Genomic DNA, 19,523 nt, shown 5'->3' on the forward strand with positions numbered 1-19,523 from the left:
GTCAGCGTCCGGGCCGCCGGGCGTCGGCCGTCCTGTCGATCAGCCAGCCGGCGGCCGGCGTCACCGCCAGCGCCGTGCACCAGCCGCCGAGGGCGTCGGTCGGGTAGTGCGCGCCCAAAGCCACCTGTGCCCAGCCCATGGCGGCGCCGGCGATCAGCGCGGCACCGAGCACGAGCAGGGTGGCGACCGCCCCGCCGAGCCCGAACCGACCGGCCACGAGCAGCGCGACGGACAGGGCCAGCGCGGTGAGGAAGGCAGTGTGTCCGCTCGGGTAGGAGAGGTTGCCGCCGTGGATGGTGCGTCCCACCACGTGCTTGAGCAGCCTGGTCGTCGCGACCGCCAGGCCGGCGCCCGCGACGACGAGCACTGCCGCGCGAGGCCGCCGAAGCAGCAGACAGCCCGTCACGGCGGCCAGGACCAGAGCCGCCGCTCCCACGGGCTCCCCCAGGAAGTCCGCGGCCAGGGCGGCGTGCCGCCACGGTGACCTCGCTCCTGGTTCCGACGGCCGGAGCCACGAGTCCACCGCGCCCGGCCTGTCGCGGTCCGCGTACCGGATCCCGACCGCGGCGACCACCAGCGCGGCGAGGACCGCGCCCGGTCCCAGCCACACCCGCACCGCGGTGGGCAGCGCGGCGTCCACCGGCCGGCCGCTCACCCGGCCACCTCGTCCGGGCACGCCGGCCCGGTTGTCGCAGGATCACTCACCGCTGCCGCGATACCGCACCCCCAAGATCCTCACGCGCACGACGGTCCCGCCCGCACGGCTTGCCACACCCGCTCCCGTCCGGGAGCGACGGAATCGGGTACCACCAGGCAACCTAACCAACAGGCCGCTCGGACAAACCGGCCCCGGCCGTGCCACCTCACCACCGCCGGCGCGGCGGTCAGTCGTACGGGAGGAGCGAGCCGAGCGGCCCCAGGTCCAGGTTCAGGTCCTCGCGGCGCAGCCCGTGGCGCTCGCAGAGGTCGGTCATGCGTTCGTCGAGCAGCATCAGGGCTGTGCCCACCCGCTCCTCCTGCTCCTCCGTCAGCTCGCCGGTGTCGAAGCGCCGGACCGCCTGGCGTTCCATGAGCTGACGGAGCAGTTCCACGACCGTCAGAACCAGGGACGCCAGGTCCCGCCCGACCGCGTCCGGGTCCAGGTCGAGACGTGCGCTGGTGCTCACAGCGGCCCCCCGTCGGCCCACGGCGCGGGCACCCGTTCGCTCACGGACGCCAGCAGGGCGTGCAGTGAGATGCGTACGAGGGGTACCTCGGCGATGGCGATGACCAGGTCGCCGCTGACGACGACGCCGGTGGCGAGCACCCTGTCGAGCAGGTCGACCAGGGGTACGCCGATGGGCGCTCCGCTGTCGGGGCCCTGCCAGGCCACCGGCTGGGACGTGGTGTGGACGGTCATGAGTGACTCCCTACCGTGGATCCGTGCTCCCGGGCAGCCTGGGCGGATCCGTGATCCGGGTCCGCCGCGGCGGCCCCGTGCTCTCGGGCCGCGGTGTCTGCTCCGGGTGGGCCGGCGCGGTTCCCGGCTACTTCCGTGAAACCGGTCGGGTCGACGAACGAGTAGGGCACCCACGGCCCGGTGACCTCCAGCTCGGTGTCCATGAACTCCGGCTCGGCGCGCAGCTGTTCCAGAAGCTCGGCGAGTCGCCTACCGTGGTCCTCGGGCACCAGGTAGGCGGTGTTCATGATCTGGGTGCGGTCCCGGCCGGTGATCTCGGTGCCGTGCGGCCGTCGTCGCACCGTGCCGTCGGCGAGCGAGAGAACCGCCCGGTCCAGCAGTTCCGCCGCCCGTACGGCGCGCTCCCTGCGGCTCTCGCGGTCCTGCTGGCGGCCTCGCAGGCGGGTGAGGTAGGCGCGGCCGGTGGGCCGGGGCGTGTCGTCGCCGTCGGCCGGGCCGCCGCCCGCGACAGGCCTGTCTCCACCGCCCGCGGGCCCGTCGCTCTCCGCCGGGCCGCCCTTGGAGATCAGGTTGACCTTGACGGCCCACTCCGTACGGCCCGCGATGCGTGCCAGAGTGCGTTCGAAGCGCGGGGCGTTCTCGACGAGGGTCGCCTTCGCTCGTTCCTGCGAGTGGAAGAGCGTGGCCAGCGGCAGCGGGACGGCGCAGCCCCGCGCGGCGAAGGCGGTGACCACCTCGTGGTGGGCGCGTACACAGCGCTCCAGGGTCTGCGGTTCGGACAGCCGGCCGTGCAGCGCCTGTTCGCCGTACGCGTCGGCCGGGACGTCCTGGACCACCGCCCACAGGGCGCCGACCGGAAGAAGCCGCAGGGGGCCGCCGCCGTCGTGACCGGAGAGGTGCGACGGCAGCTCAGGACCCCTGCCGCGGCGTACGGCGAACACACAGACGGCGGTCCGGTCGGTGGGGGGTGTCCCGGTCATCAGCGGGGTCTCTCCTCTGTCTTGCGGCTGCCACTGCTGCGACGGCCCTCCTTGGTGACGCGGTCCCACGCGGTGTGCGGGTGGTCGTCACTGTCGGCCGCGTCGGCGCCCTCAAGCCCTTCGAGCCGTTCCAGGCGCTCCCGCAACTGCTTGTTCTCCTCGCGGAGATCGTCGCGGGCGGCGCGGGAGGAGAGCGCGGGATCGGTCTCCCACCAGTCGATGCCGGCCTTGCGCGCCGTGTCGACGGAGGCGATGAACAGCCGCAGGCGAATGGTGAGCAGCTCGATGTCCAGCAGCTCGATCTTGATGTCACCGGCGATGACGATGCCCTTGTCCAGCACTCGTTCGAGGATGTCCGCGAGGCTGCCGCTGGACGGGCCCGAGGACGCTGGGGCGGACGGGGTGCGCCAGGTGTCGAGGTCGGTCATGGCTTCCGGTCACCGCCTTCGGGCGGGACGCTCGTCGGCGTCCTCGTCGTCGGCGTCCTCGTCGGCGTCGTCCTCGTCGGCGTCCCCGTCCTCGTCGTCATAGGCGTCGTCGTCGTACTCGTCGCCCTCGTCCTCCTGGTCCGCGTCGTCGTACTCGTCGTCCTCGTCCTCGTCGTCGTCCTCGTCGTCGTCCTCGTCGTCGCCCTCGGAGTCCTCGTCGTCCTCGTCGTCGTAGGACTCGTCGTCGTCATCGGACTCGTCGTCGTCATCGGACTCGTCGTCGTCGGACTCGTCGCCCTCTTCGTCGTAGGGCTCGCCGTCGTCGTCGTAGTCGTCGTCGTCCAGCCCCTCCTCGTGGGAGCGCACGACCTCGCCGTCGCGGACCTCGCCGCGCCATCCCTCCACGTCCTCGTCCGCGTTCAGCGTCACGTACCGGACGAAGTGCTTGAGGTCGAGTCGCAGGCGGCGGCCCTGGGCCCGCCAGATGTTGCCGGTCTTCTCGAAGAAACCGGCCGGGTAGTACTCGACGACCAGGACGATGCGTGTCAACGAGGGCGCGAGTTCGTGGAACGTGACGGAGCCGCGGGTGCTGCCCTTGGCGCCCTCGGAGGTCCAGACGATCTTCTCGTCGGGCACCTGTTCCTGGACCGTCGCCTTCCAGCTCCGGCTGGAAGGGCCGACCTTGAGCTTCCAGTCCGAACTCAGCTCGTCCGACTTCGAGACGCTGCGGACGCCCTTGGTGAAGCTGCTGAACTCCTCGAACTGCGTCCACTGGTCGTACACGGTGCGCAACGGCACCCCGACGTCGGCGGTTTCCACGATGTTGGTGACCTTGCTGCCGCCACCGCCACCACCCCCTCCGCCGCCGCCGCCGAACACGTCCTTGGCCTTGCCGACCACGTTGTCCTTGAGGTCCTTGGCCTTCTCCGTCACGGCGGCCTTCATCGGGGAGTCGCCGCCCAGCACCTTGGACCCGATGCGCGGCAGGGTGCCGCCGTTCTCCGCCGCGTCCTTCAGCTTGTCGGTGAGGCCACTCAGGGCGTCGCCCGCGCGGTCGGTCAGGTTCTGGGCCTGGGCGCCGAGAAAGTCGGTGACTTCGCTGCGGAGCCGGTCCATGCCGGACTCCTCGCCGCCTCCCTTGCCACCGTCGTCGCCGCTCCTGCTGTCGTTCGCACTGCGCTTGTCTTCAGCCATGACCGGCTACCTCCGCTGCCTGGAGCGCGACGTGGACTGCCCGGACGTCCTCTTGGCCGCTCCGGTCTTCTTCGCGGTCGTTCTTTTCGCTGTCGTGCTTCGTGCGGCCGTGCCCTTCGAGGCCGCCTTCTTCGCGGGAGCACCCTGCCGGGACGACGGCGTGGTCTTCTTCGCCGCCGATTTCTTGGCGGGCGCGGTCTTCTTGGCCGGCGCGGTCTTCTTCGCCGCCGCCTTCTTGGCCGGCGCGGTCTTCTTGGCCGCCGCCTTCTTGGCCGGCGCCGCCGTCTTACGGGCGGATGCCTGCTTCGTGGCCGCCGGCTTCGTGCCCGTCTGCTTCGAGGGCGATGCCTTCTTGGCCGACGCCTTCTTGGCGGGTGCCGTGCCACTCGAACTCGGCGCTGATGTCCTGCCGGCCGGAGCTGCCTTCTTGGCCGCAGCAGCCTTCTTGGCGGGCGCCGCCTGCCCGGCGGACGATGCCCTCCCGCTCGCCGACTTCTTCGCCGGAGCGGCCTTCTTCGCGGGGGCGGCCTTCTTGGCCGGTGCGGACCTGCTGGCCGGAGCCGACGCCTGAGCGGGCGCCGACCTCTTGGCCGGAGCGGCCTTCTTCGCGGGCGCCGACTTCTTGGCCGGCGCCGACTTCTTGGCCGGGGCGGAGTTACTGGCCGGGGCCGACCTCTCGGACGTACGCGGCTCCTGTGTCCGGCTGTTGGATTCCCCCGGGGAGGACCGGCCCGCTGCCGACGGTCGGCCGGACGCTCCCTTGTCCGCCTTGCGCGGCGCGGACTTCCCGGAGCTCGGCTTCCTCGCGGGCTCACGCTTCGTCGCGGTCTTCGCGGCGGCCTTCTTCGCGGGAGCCTGCTTGCCGCTCGACGAAGGCGCCGAACGCTCCCGGTCCGAGTGCCTGCGAGACGGTGACCGGTGGGCCTGGTCACGGCGGGACTGCTCGCCACGGGCCGGCGTGGAACTGCCGCGCGACTGGCGACGACGGGGCGGCGGCGCGTCTTCCTCGGCATCGTCGTCGTCCGCCTGCTCGTCGGCGTCGTCCTCGTCGTCGTCGCCTTCCAGGCCCTCGTCGTCCTCGTCCGCGAACTCGTCGTCCTCGGGCTCGTCGTCCTCGGCGTCGTCGTCGGACTCGTCGTCGTCCTGCTCGTCGGAGTCCTCGGCGTCGTCCTCGTACTCGTCCTCGTCGTCCCAGTCGTCCTCGGGCTCCGCGTCGCGGTCGTCCTCGTCCTCGTCGTCCGCCTCTTCGTCCGTGTCGTCGGACTCCGCGTCCTCTGCCTCCGTGTCCTCGGGGCGGTCGTCGTCGTCCTCGTCGTCCTGCGGCCCGTCGCCACCCCCGTCCCCGTCCCGCTCGGACGAGGAACGCAGCGACGCGGTGCGCTCCTGGAGCTTGTCCGCGAGCGAGCTGAGCCGGCGGTCCTTCGCCGCGGTGAGCGCCGAACGCCCCGCGTCCATCAGCTCGCCCTTGACCTGTTCGCTCAGGTCCGCGAACTGCTGCGTCTCGCGCAGCTTCTGCACGCCCTGGCTCAACAGTTCCTGCGGCGACAGGCCGAACTTGCGGCCCGCCAGGTAGGAGCCCACCGCGAAGGCGAACTTGGCCTTCTTGGTACGGCCGAGGAGGTAGCCGCCCGCGACGGCCGCGCCGAGGGCGATTCTGCTGGTCTCGTTCATGAGGAAGATTCCCTGGGTCGGTTCGGTGTCATCCGGACGGCGAGACGTGGGAGCGCCGCTCCAACAGATCGAGCAACTTCTCCTCCTCACGCTCGAATTGATCGAGGTCGATCTCTCCCAAGTCCAGTGCTTCGTTGAGCGCGGCCAGCCTGGCCCGGACCACGTCCGGGTCATGGAGTTCGGCGTCGGCCGCCTCGATCAGCCGGTCGGCCACCCAGCCGACGCCGCGCACCGGGGCCAGCGGCAGCAGCAGAATGCCGCTGATCAGGCCCACGTCAGGAACTCGCGCCCACGGGCGTGACCCCGGTGAACTGGGAGGAGACGAAGCTGTAGCAGGGCAGCGGACCGGTGACCGTCAGTACGATGCGGCCCGCCTGTTCGGCGGCGAGCCGTCCCGCTGCCGCCCGGAAGTCCGCCTCGGCCTCGTGCGCCACCAGGAAGGAGGCGTTGAGGGCGCCCCCGCCCACCTCGCGGCCCTCGCAGGACTCGGCGGCGAGCGGGCGCAGGGCGCTCAGCACCTTGGACGCGGCCTGTTCGGCCCGGTGCTGCAGTCCGGCCGCCACCGCCTCACCCAGCCGGACGCTCGCCTCGTAACCCGGGCGTCTGCGAGTGCTCTCACGCAGCGCGCGCAGTTCCGCGTCCTCGCGCAGGAGGTTCGGGAGGGCGTCGGGGTCGGGGACGCCCTTGACGTTCCACTCGGCCTTGCCGGTCAGCCGCTCCAGCGAGGCGAGGCGTGCCTCGCGTTCCGCGCCCAGTTCCGCCAGGACACTCTGCTCGTCGGGGGCGATCACCCCGAAGCGCATGGGCAGCACCGGGCCGCGGGCGGCCAGTACGGCGAGGACCTCCTGGTGTGCGCGCAGGTCCCGCCTCCGGGCCCGGGGGCGGGCGGTCAGCGGGCTCACGACGGCGGCGAGTCCGTCCCGGTGCAGTGCCCGGACGCGCGCGTTCTCGTCCCCCACCCCCGGACAGTCGACGGGCAGGGCGGTCTCCGAGGCCGTGATGGCGTACACGTACAGGCAGGGAAGGTCGGTCGGTTGCGCCACGGTCATTCCTCTTCGTCTTCGTCACGGCGGCGGGAGCGGGAGCGCTGTCCGTCGCGGGACCCGCTGCGGGAGCGGGAAGGGGTACGGGCGGAGGCGGTGCGGCGGCGTGGCCTGGACGACTCGTCGCTCTCGTCGCCTTCGTCCTCGTCGTCGGAGCCCGAGTCGATGCCCAGGGTGTCCTTGACCTTGTCGCCGAGGGACGACGCGGCCTTCTTCGCGCCCGCCTTGCCCATCGACTTGACCGCGCCGCCGCCGAACAGCTCGGGGACGGTCTTGCTCCGCGAATCGTGTTCCAGGTCGAGACGGTTGCAGGCCTCGGCGAAGCGCAGATAGGTGTCCACCGAGGCGATCACGATCCGCGCGTCGATCTTCAGGATCTCGATGCCGACCAGGGACACCCGCACGAAGACGTCGATGACCATGCCGCGGTCGAGAATGAGTTCCAGTACGTCGTAGAGCGTGCCCGCGCGCGGTGCGCACGCGACGGTTTCCTCGCTGTAGATGGTCATGCGGGACTCGTTTCCTTTCGGCGGCGCGCGGATGGCGCCTCAGCCGTCGGCCCAGCCGCGTCGGTAGCGGCGGACTCTCCGGTACTGCGTCAGTCGTCCATCCGCGTCCAACTCCACCTCGTAGGTGGCCAGGAGGCTGGTGGTGTCCGGGATGCGCGAGACCTCCAGCACGTCGACCGAGACGAGGTGGCCGCCGTCCTCGGTCGGGCAGACGGCGGAAACGCCCTCGGCGCGGTGTCCGATGAGTTCCGTCAGCGTGCGGCAGGCTTCGGCGACCAGTTCCCGGAGGTCCGGAGCGCTGCGGCCGGAGCTCTTGGAAGCGGACCGGCGCGGTGCACTCCGAGTGCGTGGCGAGCGTGACTCCGTCATACGGACCACTGTTGACCAGCCCCGGTGCCACGGCGCGGGGGAATAGGCCGGACGGGTTGCCGCCGGGGGCGGAGCACAACCCGGCCCGGTGGCCGTCGGGGGCCTCCACGCCCCGCGGGACGGAGGCCGACGAGTGAGCCCGGCGGGCATCGGGAGCGGCCACGGCGTACCGGCGCACCCGCCCACCCATTGGAATGAGGGAGCGATTGACCGGACGGTGATCAGGGGCAAGGTCTGGGGAGCCGATTGTGCTTCTGTTCCGATCACTGTCCCGGAGGGTGACGCCTTGCCAGGTCCTCGTCACATGTGGCCGCGGTCTCGTTCCCTGGCGCGCCCCGGCGCGGCGGTCCGCGCGTCTGCTCCGGCCGGCTCCGTCAGGGCCGCCCGATGATCCTCGACCGCCGGGCGCTGCTGACCACGGCGGTTCTCACCGGCTCCGCCAGGTTCCTTCCGGTCGGTTCGGCCGCGCCCGCCACGCGCGCGCCCGTTCCGGTCCTGCCCGCCACGCGCGCGCCTGTTCCGGTCCCGCCCGGCCGGCCGCTGCGGTACGGCGTCATCGGGGACAGCATCACGGGCCGGGGCAGTTTCGCGTCCAGCGTCACCAGGTCGTGGACGGCGTTGCTCCAGGCCCGGCTGGCGAAGACCTGGCGGGTCACCCGCGTCAACGGCTCGACCTCCCAGGACGAACAAGGAGTGACGTGCCTGGGGACAGCGGACTCCGTCCCCTTCGGGTGCGACCTGGTCGTGGTCGGCCTCGGCTCCAACGACTGCCTCGCCCGACGGGACGGCAGATACGTGTACACGCCGGACGACACCTACTCCGCGGCCCGCGCCCTGTTCTCGGCGATGGCCGCCGCCAACCCGGGCGCAGTCGTCGTCGGGCTCGGTGTCTGGGGCGACATCAACCTCCGGTGGAACCGCAACCGGCTGGCGCGCCCGGAGTCCAGGGTCGAGTACTGGGACAGGATCCTCGGTGAGGTCTGCGCGGAGAACGGCAGTATCCACGTTCCCTGCGCCGACCTCTACGGCAGCACCGCCCTCCGGCTGCCGGCGGGCCGGCCGGCGTTCGGCGGCTACACCACGGACGGCTACCACCCGAACGACGCCGGACACGAGGCGATCTACCGGCGGGTGGCGGAGCGGCTCGAACTGCCGTGACCCCGCCGCACCACCGGCCTACGGCACACTCGCCGTCCCTCAGCCGCCCTGGCCCGCGCTGCCGATCGGGCCGACCTTGACCGGGGAGCCGCCGCCCTCGGTGACCGGCAGCGTGGCGGCGCCGGGCCAGGCGAGCGTGACCGACTTCGTCTCGTCCGGCGGGGTCACCACCAGCCCCGTGACACGGACGCCGGAGCCGCCCGAGGTGTTCTCCGGGTAGTTGATGCCGAAGGCCACCTGCTCACCGGGCTTGAGGGTGCCGGGGGTGGTCTCCTGGCCCGTGCGCTGCGCGGACAGCGCGCCCGACGCGGTCTTCAGGTCGACCCCCGGGTATCCGGAGATGGCGCACTCCCGGCCGGTGTGGTTCCGCAGTTCCACCGCCACGCTCCTGTCCGCGTCGCCCCCGATGGTGCTGTCCGTAGCGGTGATCTCCAGGTCGGCGGTCCGGCATTTGCCGATCTTGGTGGACTCGTCCGAGCCGGAGCCCGCGGACCCGCCGCCGGAGCTCTTGCCGGACGCCTCCTGCCCCGAGGAACCGGAGGGCTCCTTCGCGTCGCCCTGGTCCGAACCGGCCTGGTCCGAACCGGCGCCCGGCACGGACGCGGTGGCGGCGGACGACGGCTCGTTCCGGGCACTGTCCCCGTCGTTCTGGCAGGCCGTGAGCGAGAGGCCCGCGGCGAGGGCCACAGCGGCGAAGGAGAGCTTGTGAACGCGCATGGATATCTTTCCTCAGTGTGGTTCGGAGGTGCCGTGGTGCCGGCCGGGGCGCCGTGCTGCCTTCCGGAAAGGTGCCAGGCCGGTCGGTGCGGGTCGGCGTTTCTGATCATCAGGACCCGCCGGGACGGGTGAACCGTTCCGCCCGGTCGACCGCTAATACATCCCTGTTACACGCACCGCCGGACACGCGGCGGGCTCCGCCGGACACATCCCGCCCGCAGCTGCCTCTCCCGCCCGCTCCCGCCCGCCGTCGGCCGGTCATCCCGCCGGCCGATGCCGCCCTTTCGAAACGGCTGCCGGTTGTCGCTCGCCGGTACGAACCCGTGACCCGGCGGACCTTGACCTCGGCGAGTGTCGGGGACCACGCCACCCGGACCCCGTCCGGCCGCGCCTGACACCTGGTCACCAGCTGAGTGCGGCCATCACCGGCAGATGGTCGCTGCCGGTGGCGGGCAGCAGCCACGAGCTGTTCGGCGTCACGCCGCGGACCAGGACGTGATCGATCCGCGCGACCGGGAACCTCGACGGCCAGCTGAAGCCGAACCCGTCGCCCGCCGTGTCCTGGACCGGGTGCAGCCGAGAAGTCAGACCGGCGAGCGCGCGGTCGTCGGTGGTGCCGTTCAGGTCGCCGAGCAGCACCACCCGCCCGTTCCGCTCGGCGGCGACGGCTTCGGCGAGCGCCTGCGCGTTCCGGTCCCGGGTCTCGGTCCAGAAGCCGTTCCTGGGCAGGACGCGTACGGACCCCAGGTGGGCCACGTACACCGCCAGCGGACCGTGCTTCGTGGTCACGGTGGTCCGCAGCGCACGGTTGGCGACGAGCTTTTCCTCGGCCGGCTTGGCGGCGCCCAGCGGTCCGACGTCCTGCCTGGTGTCGACCGGCCGGGTCCCGGACAGCGGCAGCTTGCTCCACAGCCCGACCGTGCCCAGCACCACGTGGTACGGGTACGCCTTCGCCAGCCCCTTCTCGTACACCGGCCTGGCCCGCGCGGTGATCTCCTGGAGCGCCAGTACGTCCGCACCGGCGGCGGCCAGGGCGCGGGCGGTGCCTGCCGGGTCGGGGTTGTCGGCGTCGACGTTGTGACCGGCGAAGGTGAGGTCGCCGCCGGGGCCGGCGTGGTCGAGGAGCCGCCCGCCGAACAGGCTCAGCCACACCGTGACCGGCAGCAGCAGCGCGACCACCGCGACGGCGGAGCGGCGCCACAGCGCCCCGGCCAGCAGTACGGGAACGCTGAGGCCGAACCACGGCAGGAAGCTCTCGACCAGACTGCCGAGGCCCCCGAGATCCGTGATCTGCCCGTGCAGCAGGAGGAGCAGTCCGAGCAGCAGCGCGAGCACCACGAGGCCGGGGCCGCGCCTCCAGGGGCCCGAGCGGGCGGCGGGTCCGGTGCCGCGGCGGACGCCGTCCCTCCGTCCGGTCCCGGGCGGGCCGGTGGGCCCGCCTCCGGCGCTCGGAGCCCTCGCCGGCCCCGCGGCGGCGGTAGCGACCGCCGCCGCGGGGCCCGGGTCCGCCGGGTCCGTCCGTGTCATCGTCCGTCCTCGTTCGTTGCCGTTCTCATGTCCTCGCTCATCGCCGGACTCATGTCCTCGTTCGTTGCCGGTCACTGCTGTGTCCTCGGGTCCTGGGTGGGGTCGGCGTACATCTGCGGGCAGCGGCCGTCGACGGCCTCGGGGCGCAGTTCGTAGTGCCAGGGTTCGTTCCGGTAGATCTGGCACAGGCCGTGGGCGGCGCCGTGCCGGGACAACCAGGCCGTCGCGGCGGAGCGCCCGATGTCGACGGCGTCCCCCGCCACGTGGGGCGAGGTCTCCGCGGTGGCCACCCAGCGGGCGGCCTCGCGCTCGGAGCCGTACTCGGAAACCGCTCTGCGCAGAAGCTCCCGCTGGTACTCCGGGGAACGCCAGCCACTGTTGACGTGGAACTCGACACCCGCGTCGGCCGCGGTGGTCGCCGCCCGCCGCAGCGCCCGGAGCAGGTCGGGATCGAGGCGGGCCACCGCTGCCGGAGAGTCGTCGAAGACCGTCACGTCGCCGAGGACGACGCCGTCCGACTCGCCCGGCGGACCCCGGTGCTTGTCGCGGGAGGCCGGGGCGGACACGGCCGGGGCCGTCGGCGCCCGGTGCACGAGTGCCGCGGTGATCACTGCCGTGAGGGTCAGCAGGACTGCCACCAGGAGTTGACGGATCCGGCGGTCGCCCGTCCGCGCCGATTGCGGGTTTCGATTCATGCCGCAAGTCAAGGCCGCGCCGTGTTCCCGGCACGTATGCGGTTTTCGATACGCGGACGATATGCGCGGGCTCGTAGCCTGTTCGGCATGCGTGTACTGATCGTCGAGGACGAGCCATTTCTGGCGGAAGCCATCCGCGACGGCCTACGCCTGGCGGCGATCGCCGCCGACATCGCGGGTGACGGCGACAGCGCGCTGCGGATGCTGAGCGTCAACACCTACGACATCGCCGTCCTCGACCGGGACGTCCCCGGTCCGTCGGGGGACGAGATCGCCAGACGCATCGTCGCCTCCGGCAGCGGCATGCCGATCCTCATGCTCACCGCCGCCGACCGTCTCGACGACAAGGCGTCCGGGTTCGAACTGGGCGCCGACGACTACCTCACGAAGCCCTTCGAACTCCAGGAGCTCGCGCTCAGACTGCGGGCCCTGGACCGCAGGCGCGCCCACAGCAGGCCCCCCGTACGGGAGATCGCGGGTCTGCGGCTCGATCCGTTCCGCCGGGAGGTCTTCCGGGACGACCGCTATGTCGCGCTGACCCGCAAGCAGTTCGCCGTGCTCGAAGTCCTCGTCGCGGCCGAAGGTGGTGTCGTCAGCGCGGAGGAACTCCTGGAGCGCGCGTGGGACGAGAACGCCGACCCCTTCACCAACGCCGTACGCATCACCGTCTCCGCCCTGCGCAAACGGCTCGGCGAACCCTGGGTCATCACCACGGTGCCGGGCGTCGGCTACCGCATCGCCACGCCGTCGCAGGCCGGGTCCACGGGAGCAGACCGTGGATAGGGCCCCCGGGCTGAACGTGGACAGGGCCCCCGGGCTGAACGTGGACAGGGCCCCCGGGCTGAGCGTGCGCGTCAAACTCACCCTCAGCTACGCCGGGTTCCTCATGGTGGCGGGCGCCCTGCTGCTCGGCGCCGTGTGGCTGTTCCTGCTGGAGTACGTGCCCGACGACTGGGACCGTCGGATGCTGCACCAGAACCCCAACCGCCAGCTGCTCCTGCGCACCTTCGCGCCCGCGGCGGCGGCCGTGCTGGCGTTCCTGCTGGTCTTCGGCCTGCTGGGCGGGTGGTTCCTCGCCGGCCGGATCCTCGCCCCCCTGACCCGTATCAAGGAGGCCACCCGTACGGCCGCGGACGGGTCCTTCTCCCACCGGATCAGGCTGGCCGGTCGCAGGGACGAGTTCCGCGAACTCGCCGACTCCTTCGACACGATGCTCGCGCGCCTCGAAGCGCACGTCGCCGAACAGCGGCGGTTCGCGGCCAACGCCTCGCACGAGCTGCGCACCCCGCTGGCCGTCTCCAAGACACTCCTCGACGTGGCCCGCTCCGACCCGACGTGTGACACCGCCGAGGTCATCGACCGTCTCCACGCGGTCAACACCCGGGCGATCGGTCTCACCGAGGCGCTGCTCCTGCTCAGCCGCGCCGACCAGCGGTCCTTCACCCGTGAGCGCGTCGATCTGTCCCTCCTGGCGGAGGAGGCGGCGGAGACGCTGCTGCCCCTCGCCGAAAAGCAGGGCGTCTCCCTCGAAACCGGTGGTGACATCGCTCCCACGAGCGGATCGCCCGCGCTTCTGCTGCAACTGGCCACGAACCTCGTGCACAACGCGATCGTCCACAACCTGCCCGCCGGCGGCGCCGTGCGGGTGCACACCCGCCACCTTCCCACCGCCGTCGTGCTCACGGTCGAGAACACCGGGGAGCAGCTGGCCCCCCAGCTGCTCCCGACGCTCACCGAGCCGTTCCAGCGCGGTACCGCACGCGTGCACACCGACCACGTGGGCACCGGCCTCGGTCTGGCCATCGTCAGGACCATCGTCCGGGCCCACGACGGCACCCTCGCCCTCGCCGCGCGCCCGGCCGGCGGCATGACGATCACGGTGGAACTGCCCGCGACCGATCCGCCGCCCGGCAGCTGAGAGCGCGCCCTCGGCGAGGATCCGCCCCGGCCGTCGCTTCTCAGCCCCGACGCCGCGTGCGAGGGTGGCGGGCATGACAACAGAGCGCTTCGAAGTACGCCGCCAGATCGCCGCCGACCCGAGCAAGATCTTCGCCCTGCTGTGCGACCCGTCCGGCCACGTGGCCGTCGACAGCTCCGGCATGCTCCAGTCGGCGGACGGCGATCCGGTGCGCGCGGTGGGCGACGAGTTCGTGGTGCACATGGACCGCGAGTCGCTGAACGACTATCCCCTCGGGAAGTACGACGTCACCGTGATCATCACGCGGTTCGAGCAGGACGCCCGGATCGAGTGGACCATCTCGGGACAGATCCAGCCGCCGATACGGCACCTCTACGGTTACCTGCTGGAGCCCGCCGAGGGCGGCACCCTCGTGACGTCGTACTACGACTGGAGCGAGATCGAGGAGCAGTACCGGGAGGCGGGCATCTTCCCCGTCATCCCGGAGGCCGGACTGCGCGCGACCCTCGGCATCCTGGCGCGCAACGTGGAGTGAGCGCCGTCGGGGGCGGGGCGGCTCTGTTCGCCCCGGCCCTTCGCGCTCCCCCTCGGGTCTTCCTCCGCGCCACTGGCATTGCGTGTCACTTAGTGACACACTGTCGGTAGACGACACGCGAGGAAGGTGAAGTGCGCCATGACGACGATCAAGCGCAGCGCGGGGGGCATGAGCGACCAGCGGCGGGAACGGCTGCGGCTGGAGATCTCCCGGGAGGCGGCGCGCCTGTTCTGGGAGCACGGGGTGGCCGGTACGAGCGGTGACCAGATCGCCGAGGCCGTGGGCCTCTCGACCCGGACCATCTGGCGGCACTTCCGCAGCAAGGAGAGCTGCGCCGAACCGATCGTCATGCAGGGCGTCGTCACCCTGCTGAGCGTGCTGCGCAGCTGGCCCCGGCAGAGCTCCCTGGAGGAGCACCTGACCCAGGCACTCGTAGAGCTTCGGCACGGGACGCCGCCGGTCAGTCTCGGCGACGAGATGCTCGGGATGAAGATGATCCGGCTCGCCGACACCGAACCCGCCCTGCGTACCGCCTGGCTGATGGCCTGCGACCAGGTCGAGTCCGAGCTGCGCGAGATCGTCGGCGCACGGCTCGACCGCCCGGCGGACGACCTTGACGTACGCAAGCACGCCGCGGCGACCGCCTCGGTCATCCGCGTGCTGGACGAGCACATCGGCGCCGTGGTCCTGTCCGGGGCCGACCTCGCACAGTTCAAGGACGTGGCGGAGCTCGCCAGGCGCTACGCCGAGGCGATCCGTACGGCGACCGGCGGACTGGTCGGCGACCCGGTCGCCTGAGCCGGCCCCGACAGCCCGTCCGAGCCGGTCCCGCGCCCGAAACCCCTGACCGGCGCGAGCCGCCGGGAGCCCGGCGGCGACCCCACCCGAGAAGGAGCGTCCGCATGTCCGCGACACCGCCCACCCCCTCGCACGAAGCCTCGCGCAAGGTCCCGTACCTCGCTGTCGAGGACCTCTTCTCCTCCCCCGTCCGCGCCCGTGCCACGCTCTCGCCCGACGGCCGGAGGATCGCCTTCCTGGCGCCGTGGCACGGCCGGCTGAACGTATGGGTGGAGGACCTCGACGGGGAGAAGGAGGCGCGCTGTGTCACCGCCGACGAGAACCGCAGCGTGCACGTCTACCACTGGACGGACGATCCGCGGTGGCTGATCTACGCGCAGGACAACAACGGCGACGAGCACTGGCACATCTACCGGGTCGACCTCGACGACCCGCACGCCGACGCGGTCGACCTCACCCCGTTCCCCGGCGCCGTCGCGCTGGGTTTCGAGACCGTGGCCTCCCGGCCCGGCAAGGGACTGGTGCGGCTGAACCACCGTGACCCGGTGGAGTTCGACCTCTACGAACTCGACATCGCCACCGGTGAGTTGACGATGCTCGCGCAGAATCCCGGCCAGGTGGCCGGTCTGTTCTGCACACCCGACAAGAGCGTGTACCTGCACTCGCTCAACGAGGACGGCGACCTCGCGCTTGAGCAGTGGGATCCGGCGACGGGGGAACGCCGACTTGTCACCACGTTCGCGGGCCCCGACCACCCGCTGGACATCAACCCCTTCCAGCTCACCCCGGACGGCACCGGCGCGTGGATCGGCTCCTACCGGAACTCCGACCTGGCCCGGGTGGTGCGGCTCGACCTGGCCACCGGCGAGGAGACGGAGGTCGACAGCCACCCGGAGTACGACCTCGACACCCGTTCCTCCGTCTTTCCCACGCTGCCGTCGGCGCTCATCCTCAATCCGCACACCGGTGCGCTGCTCGGCGTGCGCTATCTCGGTGCGCGGCAGGACATCCACTGCCTGGACCCGCAGTTCGCCGCGGTGCTGGAGGACCTGGAGAAGCTGTCCGACGGCGACCTGGGCGGCGTGTCCTGCGATGCGGGCGGGCAGCGCTGGATCGTCACCTTCACCCACGACCGCGACCCCGGTGCCACGTATTTCTACGACCGGGCCACCGGCCGCAGCCGTCTGCTCTTCAGGCCGTGGCCGCACCTGGACCCCGAGACGCTGGCTCCGATGACGCCGGTCACCATCACCGCGCGCGACGGCGTCGCCCTCCCCTCGTACCTGACGCTGCCCGTCGGGGTGGAGCCCACCGGGCTTCCGCTGGTCCTGCTGGTGCACGGCGGGCCCTGGATGCGGGACAGCTGGCTGTTCGACCCGACCGCCCAGTTCCTCGCCAACCGTGGCTACGCGGTGCTCCAGGTCAACTTCCGCGGCTCGATCGGCTACGGGAAGAAGTTCCTCCAGGCCGGCATCGGCGAGCTGGCGGGAAAGATGCACGACGACCTCATCGACGGCGTCGACTGGGCCGTGCGCGAGGGGTACGCGGACCGGGACCGGGTCGCCGTCTTCGGCGGCTCCTACGGCGGTTACGCCGCGCTGGTCGGCGTCACCTTCACCCCTGACGTCTTCGCCGCCGCGGTCGACTTCTGCGGCATCTCCAACCTGGTCACCTTCCTGCGCACCGTGCCGGAGTTCGTCAAGCCGCACCTGACCAACAACTGGTTCCTGTTCGCGGGCGATCCCGCCGACCCCGCGCAGGAGGCGGACCTCTGGGCGCGTTCGCCGCTCAGCCGGGTGGACCGGATCCGTACGCCGCTGATGGTCGTGCAGGGCGCCAACGACGTCCGGGTCGTCCAGGCCGAGTCCGACCGGATCGTCGACGCCCTGCGCGCCCGCGGGGTCGAGGTCGAGTACATGGTCAAGGAGGACGAGGGCCACGGCTTCGTCAACCCGCAGAACAACATCGACATGTACCACCTGGCCGACCGCTTCCTCGCGCGGCACCTGGGCGGGGAGCAGCACCCGAGCTGACCACCGGAGCAAGACGATGCTCAGGCAACGGAGGTGACCAGCGTGTTCACCCCGAAGGAGCGCCGCGCGCACAAGCAGCCGGTGCCGCGCTCCGGCGGCTGGAGCGGTTGAGGCGGTGCCGCGCTCCGGGGCGCGGGGACTCCCAGCATCGCCGGGCGGGTCCTACTTGTCCGCGCCCCGGAAGCGGCCGAACGCCTTCGTCAGCGCGCCCAGCGCCGAGCCGTCCGTCCTGGCCGCACCCGGCGCGGCCGGCCGGAGCACTCCGTCGCCGCCGTTGACCTCGGCGAGCGCGGCGTGCGCCGCTTCGGCCGCCTCCTTGTACAGGTCGCGGGAGGTGGTCATGGCTTCGAGCGCCTGGGCGTACCTGCTGACCATGTCCCGGGCGTGGACCAGTTCCTCGTCCGGGCTGAGCAGGTGCCAGCCCTGGCGCAGCCGGGTCAGAGCCTGCTCTGCCTCGGCGGGCAGCAGGCTGGGCAGCGCGGCGAACTCCTTGATCCGGTCGAGGAGTTCGGTCGGCGCCGAGCCGTCCAGGAAGACGTCGCGCACGCTGAAGCGCTCCGCGTCGTGGTCCTGCGACCGCGTCGCCACCGGCAGGACGACCGCACCGCCGCGCGGCATCCGTACGCCCAGTTCCCGCTTCATCGCGAAGTCGGCGATCTGCGCCTGCTCCGGTGTGGCCCGGTGCTCCACCACCCGGTGCCGCAGGCTCGGCGGCAGGAACGCGGAGACGGGCCGCTGCCCCAGCACGTCCGGCGTCATCGCCTCGTGCACCACGACGTGGATGAACCAGCTGTGCCGGGTCAGCTCACGCAGCCTTCTGCGCAGCTCGTCGTCGTCCTTCGGCAGGTGGTTGGCCATCCGCAGCCGTACGTCCGGCACCGTCCAGCCGTGGTCCCACGGGGCCCGGTCGCTGTCCGGCCAGAACATGGTGACGGGCGAGGGCCAGTGCGCGTCCCACATGCGCTCCGCCTCGGCGGCGACGACCCAGACCACACCCTCGCCCTCGCGACGCCGGCCCTCCGGGTCGTAGGTGGTCAGCTGCGCGCGCACGGTGACGTCCCCGGCGACGCGCCAGCGCGCCTCGAAGACGCGGCGGGCCGACGCCCCGGGGTCGGCCGACTCGTCCCGTGGGTACAGCGCGCTGGAGCGGGCCGCCTCGACGGGATCGAGGTCCAGGAAGTCGTCGAGCACCCCGGCCGCCTTGAGGGCGATCAGGTTGCGCCGGACGTCCTGCTCTGCCTCGGGCCCGAGATGGCGCCCGCGGCCCAGCCACGCGGTGTCGGGGGCGGTGGTCGATGAGGTGCTTTTCTTGGCCATGGAGTCGTTCTGTGGGGGACGGGGCCCGACCAGTATGGTCCGTAATCCCCAGGAAGGAACCGCTGCCCCGTCCCCGGGTCCGTAAACCGGGCTGTCAGGGCCGGCCGGCGGCGCCGGACGGCTGGAGGGGGAGCCACTCGACGGAGGTGGTCACCTCGTCCAGGAAGCCGGGGTCCGGCTCGACGCCCAGGCCGGGGCCGGCCGGCACGTCGAGGTGTCCGTCGGCGAGCTCGAAGGGCGCGGTGACGTCGGTGGCGAAGTAGCGGCCGGAGGCGGAGGTGTCACCGGGCAGGGTGAAGCCGGGCAGGGCCGCGAGGGCCACGTTCGCGGCGCGGCCCAGGCCGGTTTCCAGCATTCCGCCGCACCACACCGGGACGCCGTGCGCGACGCACACGTCGTGGATGGCCCTGGCCTCCAGGTATCCGCCGACCCGGCCGGGCTTGATGTTGATGACCGAGGCCGCGCCCAGGGTGATGGCCGCCGCCGCGTCCTCGGCGGACTCGATCGACTCGTCGAGACAGACGGGCGTGCGGAGCCGGCGGGCGAGCGCGGCGTGCTGCACGAGGTCGTCGTCGGCGAGCGGCTGCTCGATGAGCAGCAGGTCGAAGGCGTCCAGCTTGGCCAGCAGCCGGGCGTCGGCCAGCGTGTAGGCGGCGTTGGCGTCGACCTGCAGGAGCAGCTCGTCACCGAAGCGCTCCCGCACCGCGCGCACCGGGGCCAGGTCCCAGCCCGGCTCGATCTTGAGCTTGATGCGGACGTAGCCCTCGTCGACGAACTGTCCCACGGAGTCGAGGAGTTCGGGGATCGAGTCCATGATGCCGACCGACACCCCGCAGGGGACACGGTCGCGCTCCGCCCCGAGGAACCCGCCGAAGGACTGCCCCGAGGCGCGGAGCTGTGCGTCCAGCACCGCGGTCTCCAGGGCGGCTTTCGCCATCTTGTGGCCCTTGAACGGCTTCAGCGCCCGCTTGACGGCGTGCGCGTCCACGGCGTCGGGCAGGGCGGGGACGAGGAAGCGGCGCAGTACGTCGGCGGCGCCTTCGACGTACTCGGAGCAGTAGCGGGGCTCCGACATCGCGACGCACTCGCCCCAGCCCTCGCCGTCCGGGGTGACGACCCGCACGAGCAGGACGTCCCGGGCGCTCTCGACGCCGAAAGAGGTGCGGAAGGGTGCCTTCAGCGGCATCGCGATCCGGCGCAGTTCGATTCCGGTGATCTTCATGGTGCTCCAG

Annotated in this window: 22 protein-coding genes; 6 read left to right on the forward strand and 16 right to left on the reverse strand. The window is 71.9% G+C overall.

The features are described from left to right. Position 1 precedes the first annotated feature (1 nt). From ACIQM4_RS29155 to gvpO, 11 genes are all read right to left on the reverse strand, one after another. Positions 2 to 655: a phosphatase PAP2 family protein gene (locus ACIQM4_RS29155; protein WP_401597620.1), complete on the reverse strand. Its 654-nt coding sequence runs from the start codon at positions 653 to 655 to the stop codon at positions 2 to 4. Positions 656 to 884: 229 nt separating this feature from the next. Continuing rightward, on the reverse strand, positions 885 to 1,166 hold the full coding sequence (locus tag ACIQM4_RS29160) for a gas vesicle protein K (protein ID WP_401597622.1): 282 nt from the start codon (positions 1,164 to 1,166) through the stop codon (positions 885 to 887). Continuing rightward, a complete protein-coding gene (locus ACIQM4_RS29165) occupies positions 1,163 to 1,399 on the reverse strand; it encodes a gas vesicle protein (RefSeq protein ID WP_401597625.1) in 237 nt (78 codons plus the stop codon). The genes ACIQM4_RS29160 and ACIQM4_RS29165 overlap by 4 nt, the downstream gene beginning before the upstream one ends. Then, positions 1,396 to 2,379, reverse strand: coding sequence for a GvpL/GvpF family gas vesicle protein (locus ACIQM4_RS29170; protein ID WP_401597627.1), 984 nt, complete (start codon positions 2,377 to 2,379; stop codon positions 1,396 to 1,398). Before ACIQM4_RS29170 ends, ACIQM4_RS29165 begins: the two co-directional genes overlap by 4 nt. Continuing rightward, entirely contained in the window at positions 2,379 to 2,807 is a 429-nt protein-coding gene (locus tag ACIQM4_RS29175) for a gas vesicle protein (RefSeq protein ID WP_401597630.1), read from the reverse strand. The genes ACIQM4_RS29170 and ACIQM4_RS29175 overlap by 1 nt, the downstream gene beginning before the upstream one ends. 9 nt (positions 2,808 to 2,816) lie before the next feature. Next, positions 2,817 to 4,001, reverse strand: coding sequence for an SRPBCC family protein (locus ACIQM4_RS29180; RefSeq protein WP_401597633.1), 1,185 nt, complete (start codon positions 3,999 to 4,001; stop codon positions 2,817 to 2,819). Between the two features lie 6 nt (positions 4,002 to 4,007). Next, positions 4,008 to 5,672: a hypothetical protein gene (locus ACIQM4_RS29185; protein ID WP_401597635.1), complete on the reverse strand. Its 1,665-nt coding sequence runs from the start codon at positions 5,670 to 5,672 to the stop codon at positions 4,008 to 4,010. A gap of 28 nt (positions 5,673 to 5,700) precedes the next feature. Beyond that, positions 5,701 to 5,946 carry a gas vesicle protein GvpG gene (locus ACIQM4_RS29190; RefSeq protein WP_401597637.1) on the reverse strand — a complete coding sequence of 82 codons (246 nt, stop codon included), beginning with the start codon at positions 5,944 to 5,946 and terminating at the stop codon, positions 5,701 to 5,703. Between the two features lies 1 nt (position 5,947). Further along, positions 5,948 to 6,715, reverse strand: coding sequence for a GvpL/GvpF family gas vesicle protein (locus tag ACIQM4_RS29195; protein ID WP_401597639.1), 768 nt, complete (start codon positions 6,713 to 6,715; stop codon positions 5,948 to 5,950). Between the two features lie 2 nt (positions 6,716 to 6,717). Continuing rightward, positions 6,718 to 7,224: a gas vesicle structural protein GvpA gene (locus ACIQM4_RS29200; RefSeq protein WP_401597642.1), complete on the reverse strand. Its 507-nt coding sequence runs from the start codon at positions 7,222 to 7,224 to the stop codon at positions 6,718 to 6,720. 39 nt (positions 7,225 to 7,263) lie between these two features. Next, positions 7,264 to 7,593, reverse strand: coding sequence for a gas vesicle protein GvpO (gvpO, locus tag ACIQM4_RS29205; protein ID WP_401597645.1), 330 nt, complete (start codon positions 7,591 to 7,593; stop codon positions 7,264 to 7,266). Between the two features lie 387 nt (positions 7,594 to 7,980). Between gvpO and ACIQM4_RS29210 the strand changes: the two genes are divergently transcribed. Further along, positions 7,981 to 8,751: an SGNH/GDSL hydrolase family protein gene (locus ACIQM4_RS29210; RefSeq protein WP_401597647.1), complete on the forward strand. Its 771-nt coding sequence runs from the start codon at positions 7,981 to 7,983 to the stop codon at positions 8,749 to 8,751. Positions 8,752 to 8,790: 39 nt separating this feature from the next. Here ACIQM4_RS29210 and ACIQM4_RS29215 read toward each other — a convergent pair whose 3' ends face one another. The 3 genes from ACIQM4_RS29215 to ACIQM4_RS29225 all read right to left on the reverse strand — a co-directional run bounded on the left by ACIQM4_RS29215 (position 8,791) and on the right by ACIQM4_RS29225 (position 11,690). Then, the gene (locus tag ACIQM4_RS29215; protein ID WP_401597649.1) at positions 8,791 to 9,468 is read right to left on the reverse strand and encodes a DUF4232 domain-containing protein; all 678 of its coding nucleotides are present in this window, start codon (positions 9,466 to 9,468) and stop codon (positions 8,791 to 8,793) included. Positions 9,469 to 9,870: 402 nt separating this feature from the next. Then, a complete protein-coding gene (locus ACIQM4_RS29220; protein ID WP_401597651.1) occupies positions 9,871 to 10,995 on the reverse strand; it encodes an endonuclease/exonuclease/phosphatase family protein in 1,125 nt (374 codons plus the stop codon). Between the two features lie 71 nt (positions 10,996 to 11,066). Further along, a complete protein-coding gene (locus tag ACIQM4_RS29225) occupies positions 11,067 to 11,690 on the reverse strand; it encodes a D-alanyl-D-alanine carboxypeptidase family protein (RefSeq protein WP_401597653.1) in 624 nt (207 codons plus the stop codon). 87 nt (positions 11,691 to 11,777) lie between these two features. Here ACIQM4_RS29225 and ACIQM4_RS29230 point away from each other — a divergent pair, with 87 nt between their 5' ends. The 5 genes from ACIQM4_RS29230 to ACIQM4_RS29250 all read left to right on the forward strand — a co-directional run bounded on the left by ACIQM4_RS29230 (position 11,778) and on the right by ACIQM4_RS29250 (position 16,974). Next, on the forward strand, positions 11,778 to 12,473 hold the full coding sequence (locus ACIQM4_RS29230) for a response regulator transcription factor (protein ID WP_401597655.1): 696 nt from the start codon (positions 11,778 to 11,780) through the stop codon (positions 12,471 to 12,473). Between the two features lie 40 nt (positions 12,474 to 12,513). Further along, positions 12,514 to 13,608 (forward strand): sensor histidine kinase, encoded by a 1,095-nt coding sequence (locus tag ACIQM4_RS29235; RefSeq protein ID WP_401597979.1) that lies wholly within the window; start codon positions 12,514 to 12,516, stop codon positions 13,606 to 13,608. Positions 13,609 to 13,681: 73 nt separating this feature from the next. Further along, positions 13,682 to 14,143 carry a polyketide cyclase gene (locus ACIQM4_RS29240; protein ID WP_401597658.1) on the forward strand — a complete coding sequence of 154 codons (462 nt, stop codon included), beginning with the start codon at positions 13,682 to 13,684 and terminating at the stop codon, positions 14,141 to 14,143. A 138-nt stretch (positions 14,144 to 14,281) separates the two neighbouring features. After that, a complete protein-coding gene (locus tag ACIQM4_RS29245) occupies positions 14,282 to 14,941 on the forward strand; it encodes a TetR/AcrR family transcriptional regulator (protein WP_401597661.1) in 660 nt (219 codons plus the stop codon). Positions 14,942 to 15,045: 104 nt separating this feature from the next. After that, on the forward strand, positions 15,046 to 16,974 hold the full coding sequence (locus ACIQM4_RS29250; protein ID WP_401597664.1) for an alpha/beta fold hydrolase: 1,929 nt from the start codon (positions 15,046 to 15,048) through the stop codon (positions 16,972 to 16,974). Between the two features lie 162 nt (positions 16,975 to 17,136). On the opposite strand, the gene ACIQM4_RS29255 is transcribed toward ACIQM4_RS29250, so the two are convergent. Both ACIQM4_RS29255 and menC read right to left on the reverse strand, forming a co-directional pair. Next, on the reverse strand, positions 17,137 to 18,291 hold the full coding sequence (locus ACIQM4_RS29255) for a hypothetical protein (RefSeq protein ID WP_401597666.1): 1,155 nt from the start codon (positions 18,289 to 18,291) through the stop codon (positions 17,137 to 17,139). Between the two features lie 94 nt (positions 18,292 to 18,385). Beyond that, on the reverse strand, positions 18,386 to 19,513 hold the full coding sequence (gene menC, locus ACIQM4_RS29260) for an o-succinylbenzoate synthase (RefSeq protein ID WP_401597669.1): 1,128 nt from the start codon (positions 19,511 to 19,513) through the stop codon (positions 18,386 to 18,388). Between the last annotated feature and the right edge of the window lie 10 nt (positions 19,514 to 19,523).

Origin of the sequence: Streptomyces sp. NPDC091272 (assembly GCF_044757485.1) — a bacterium.
In the GTDB taxonomy this organism is placed as follows: Bacteria; Actinomycetota; Actinomycetes; order Streptomycetales; family Streptomycetaceae; genus Streptomyces.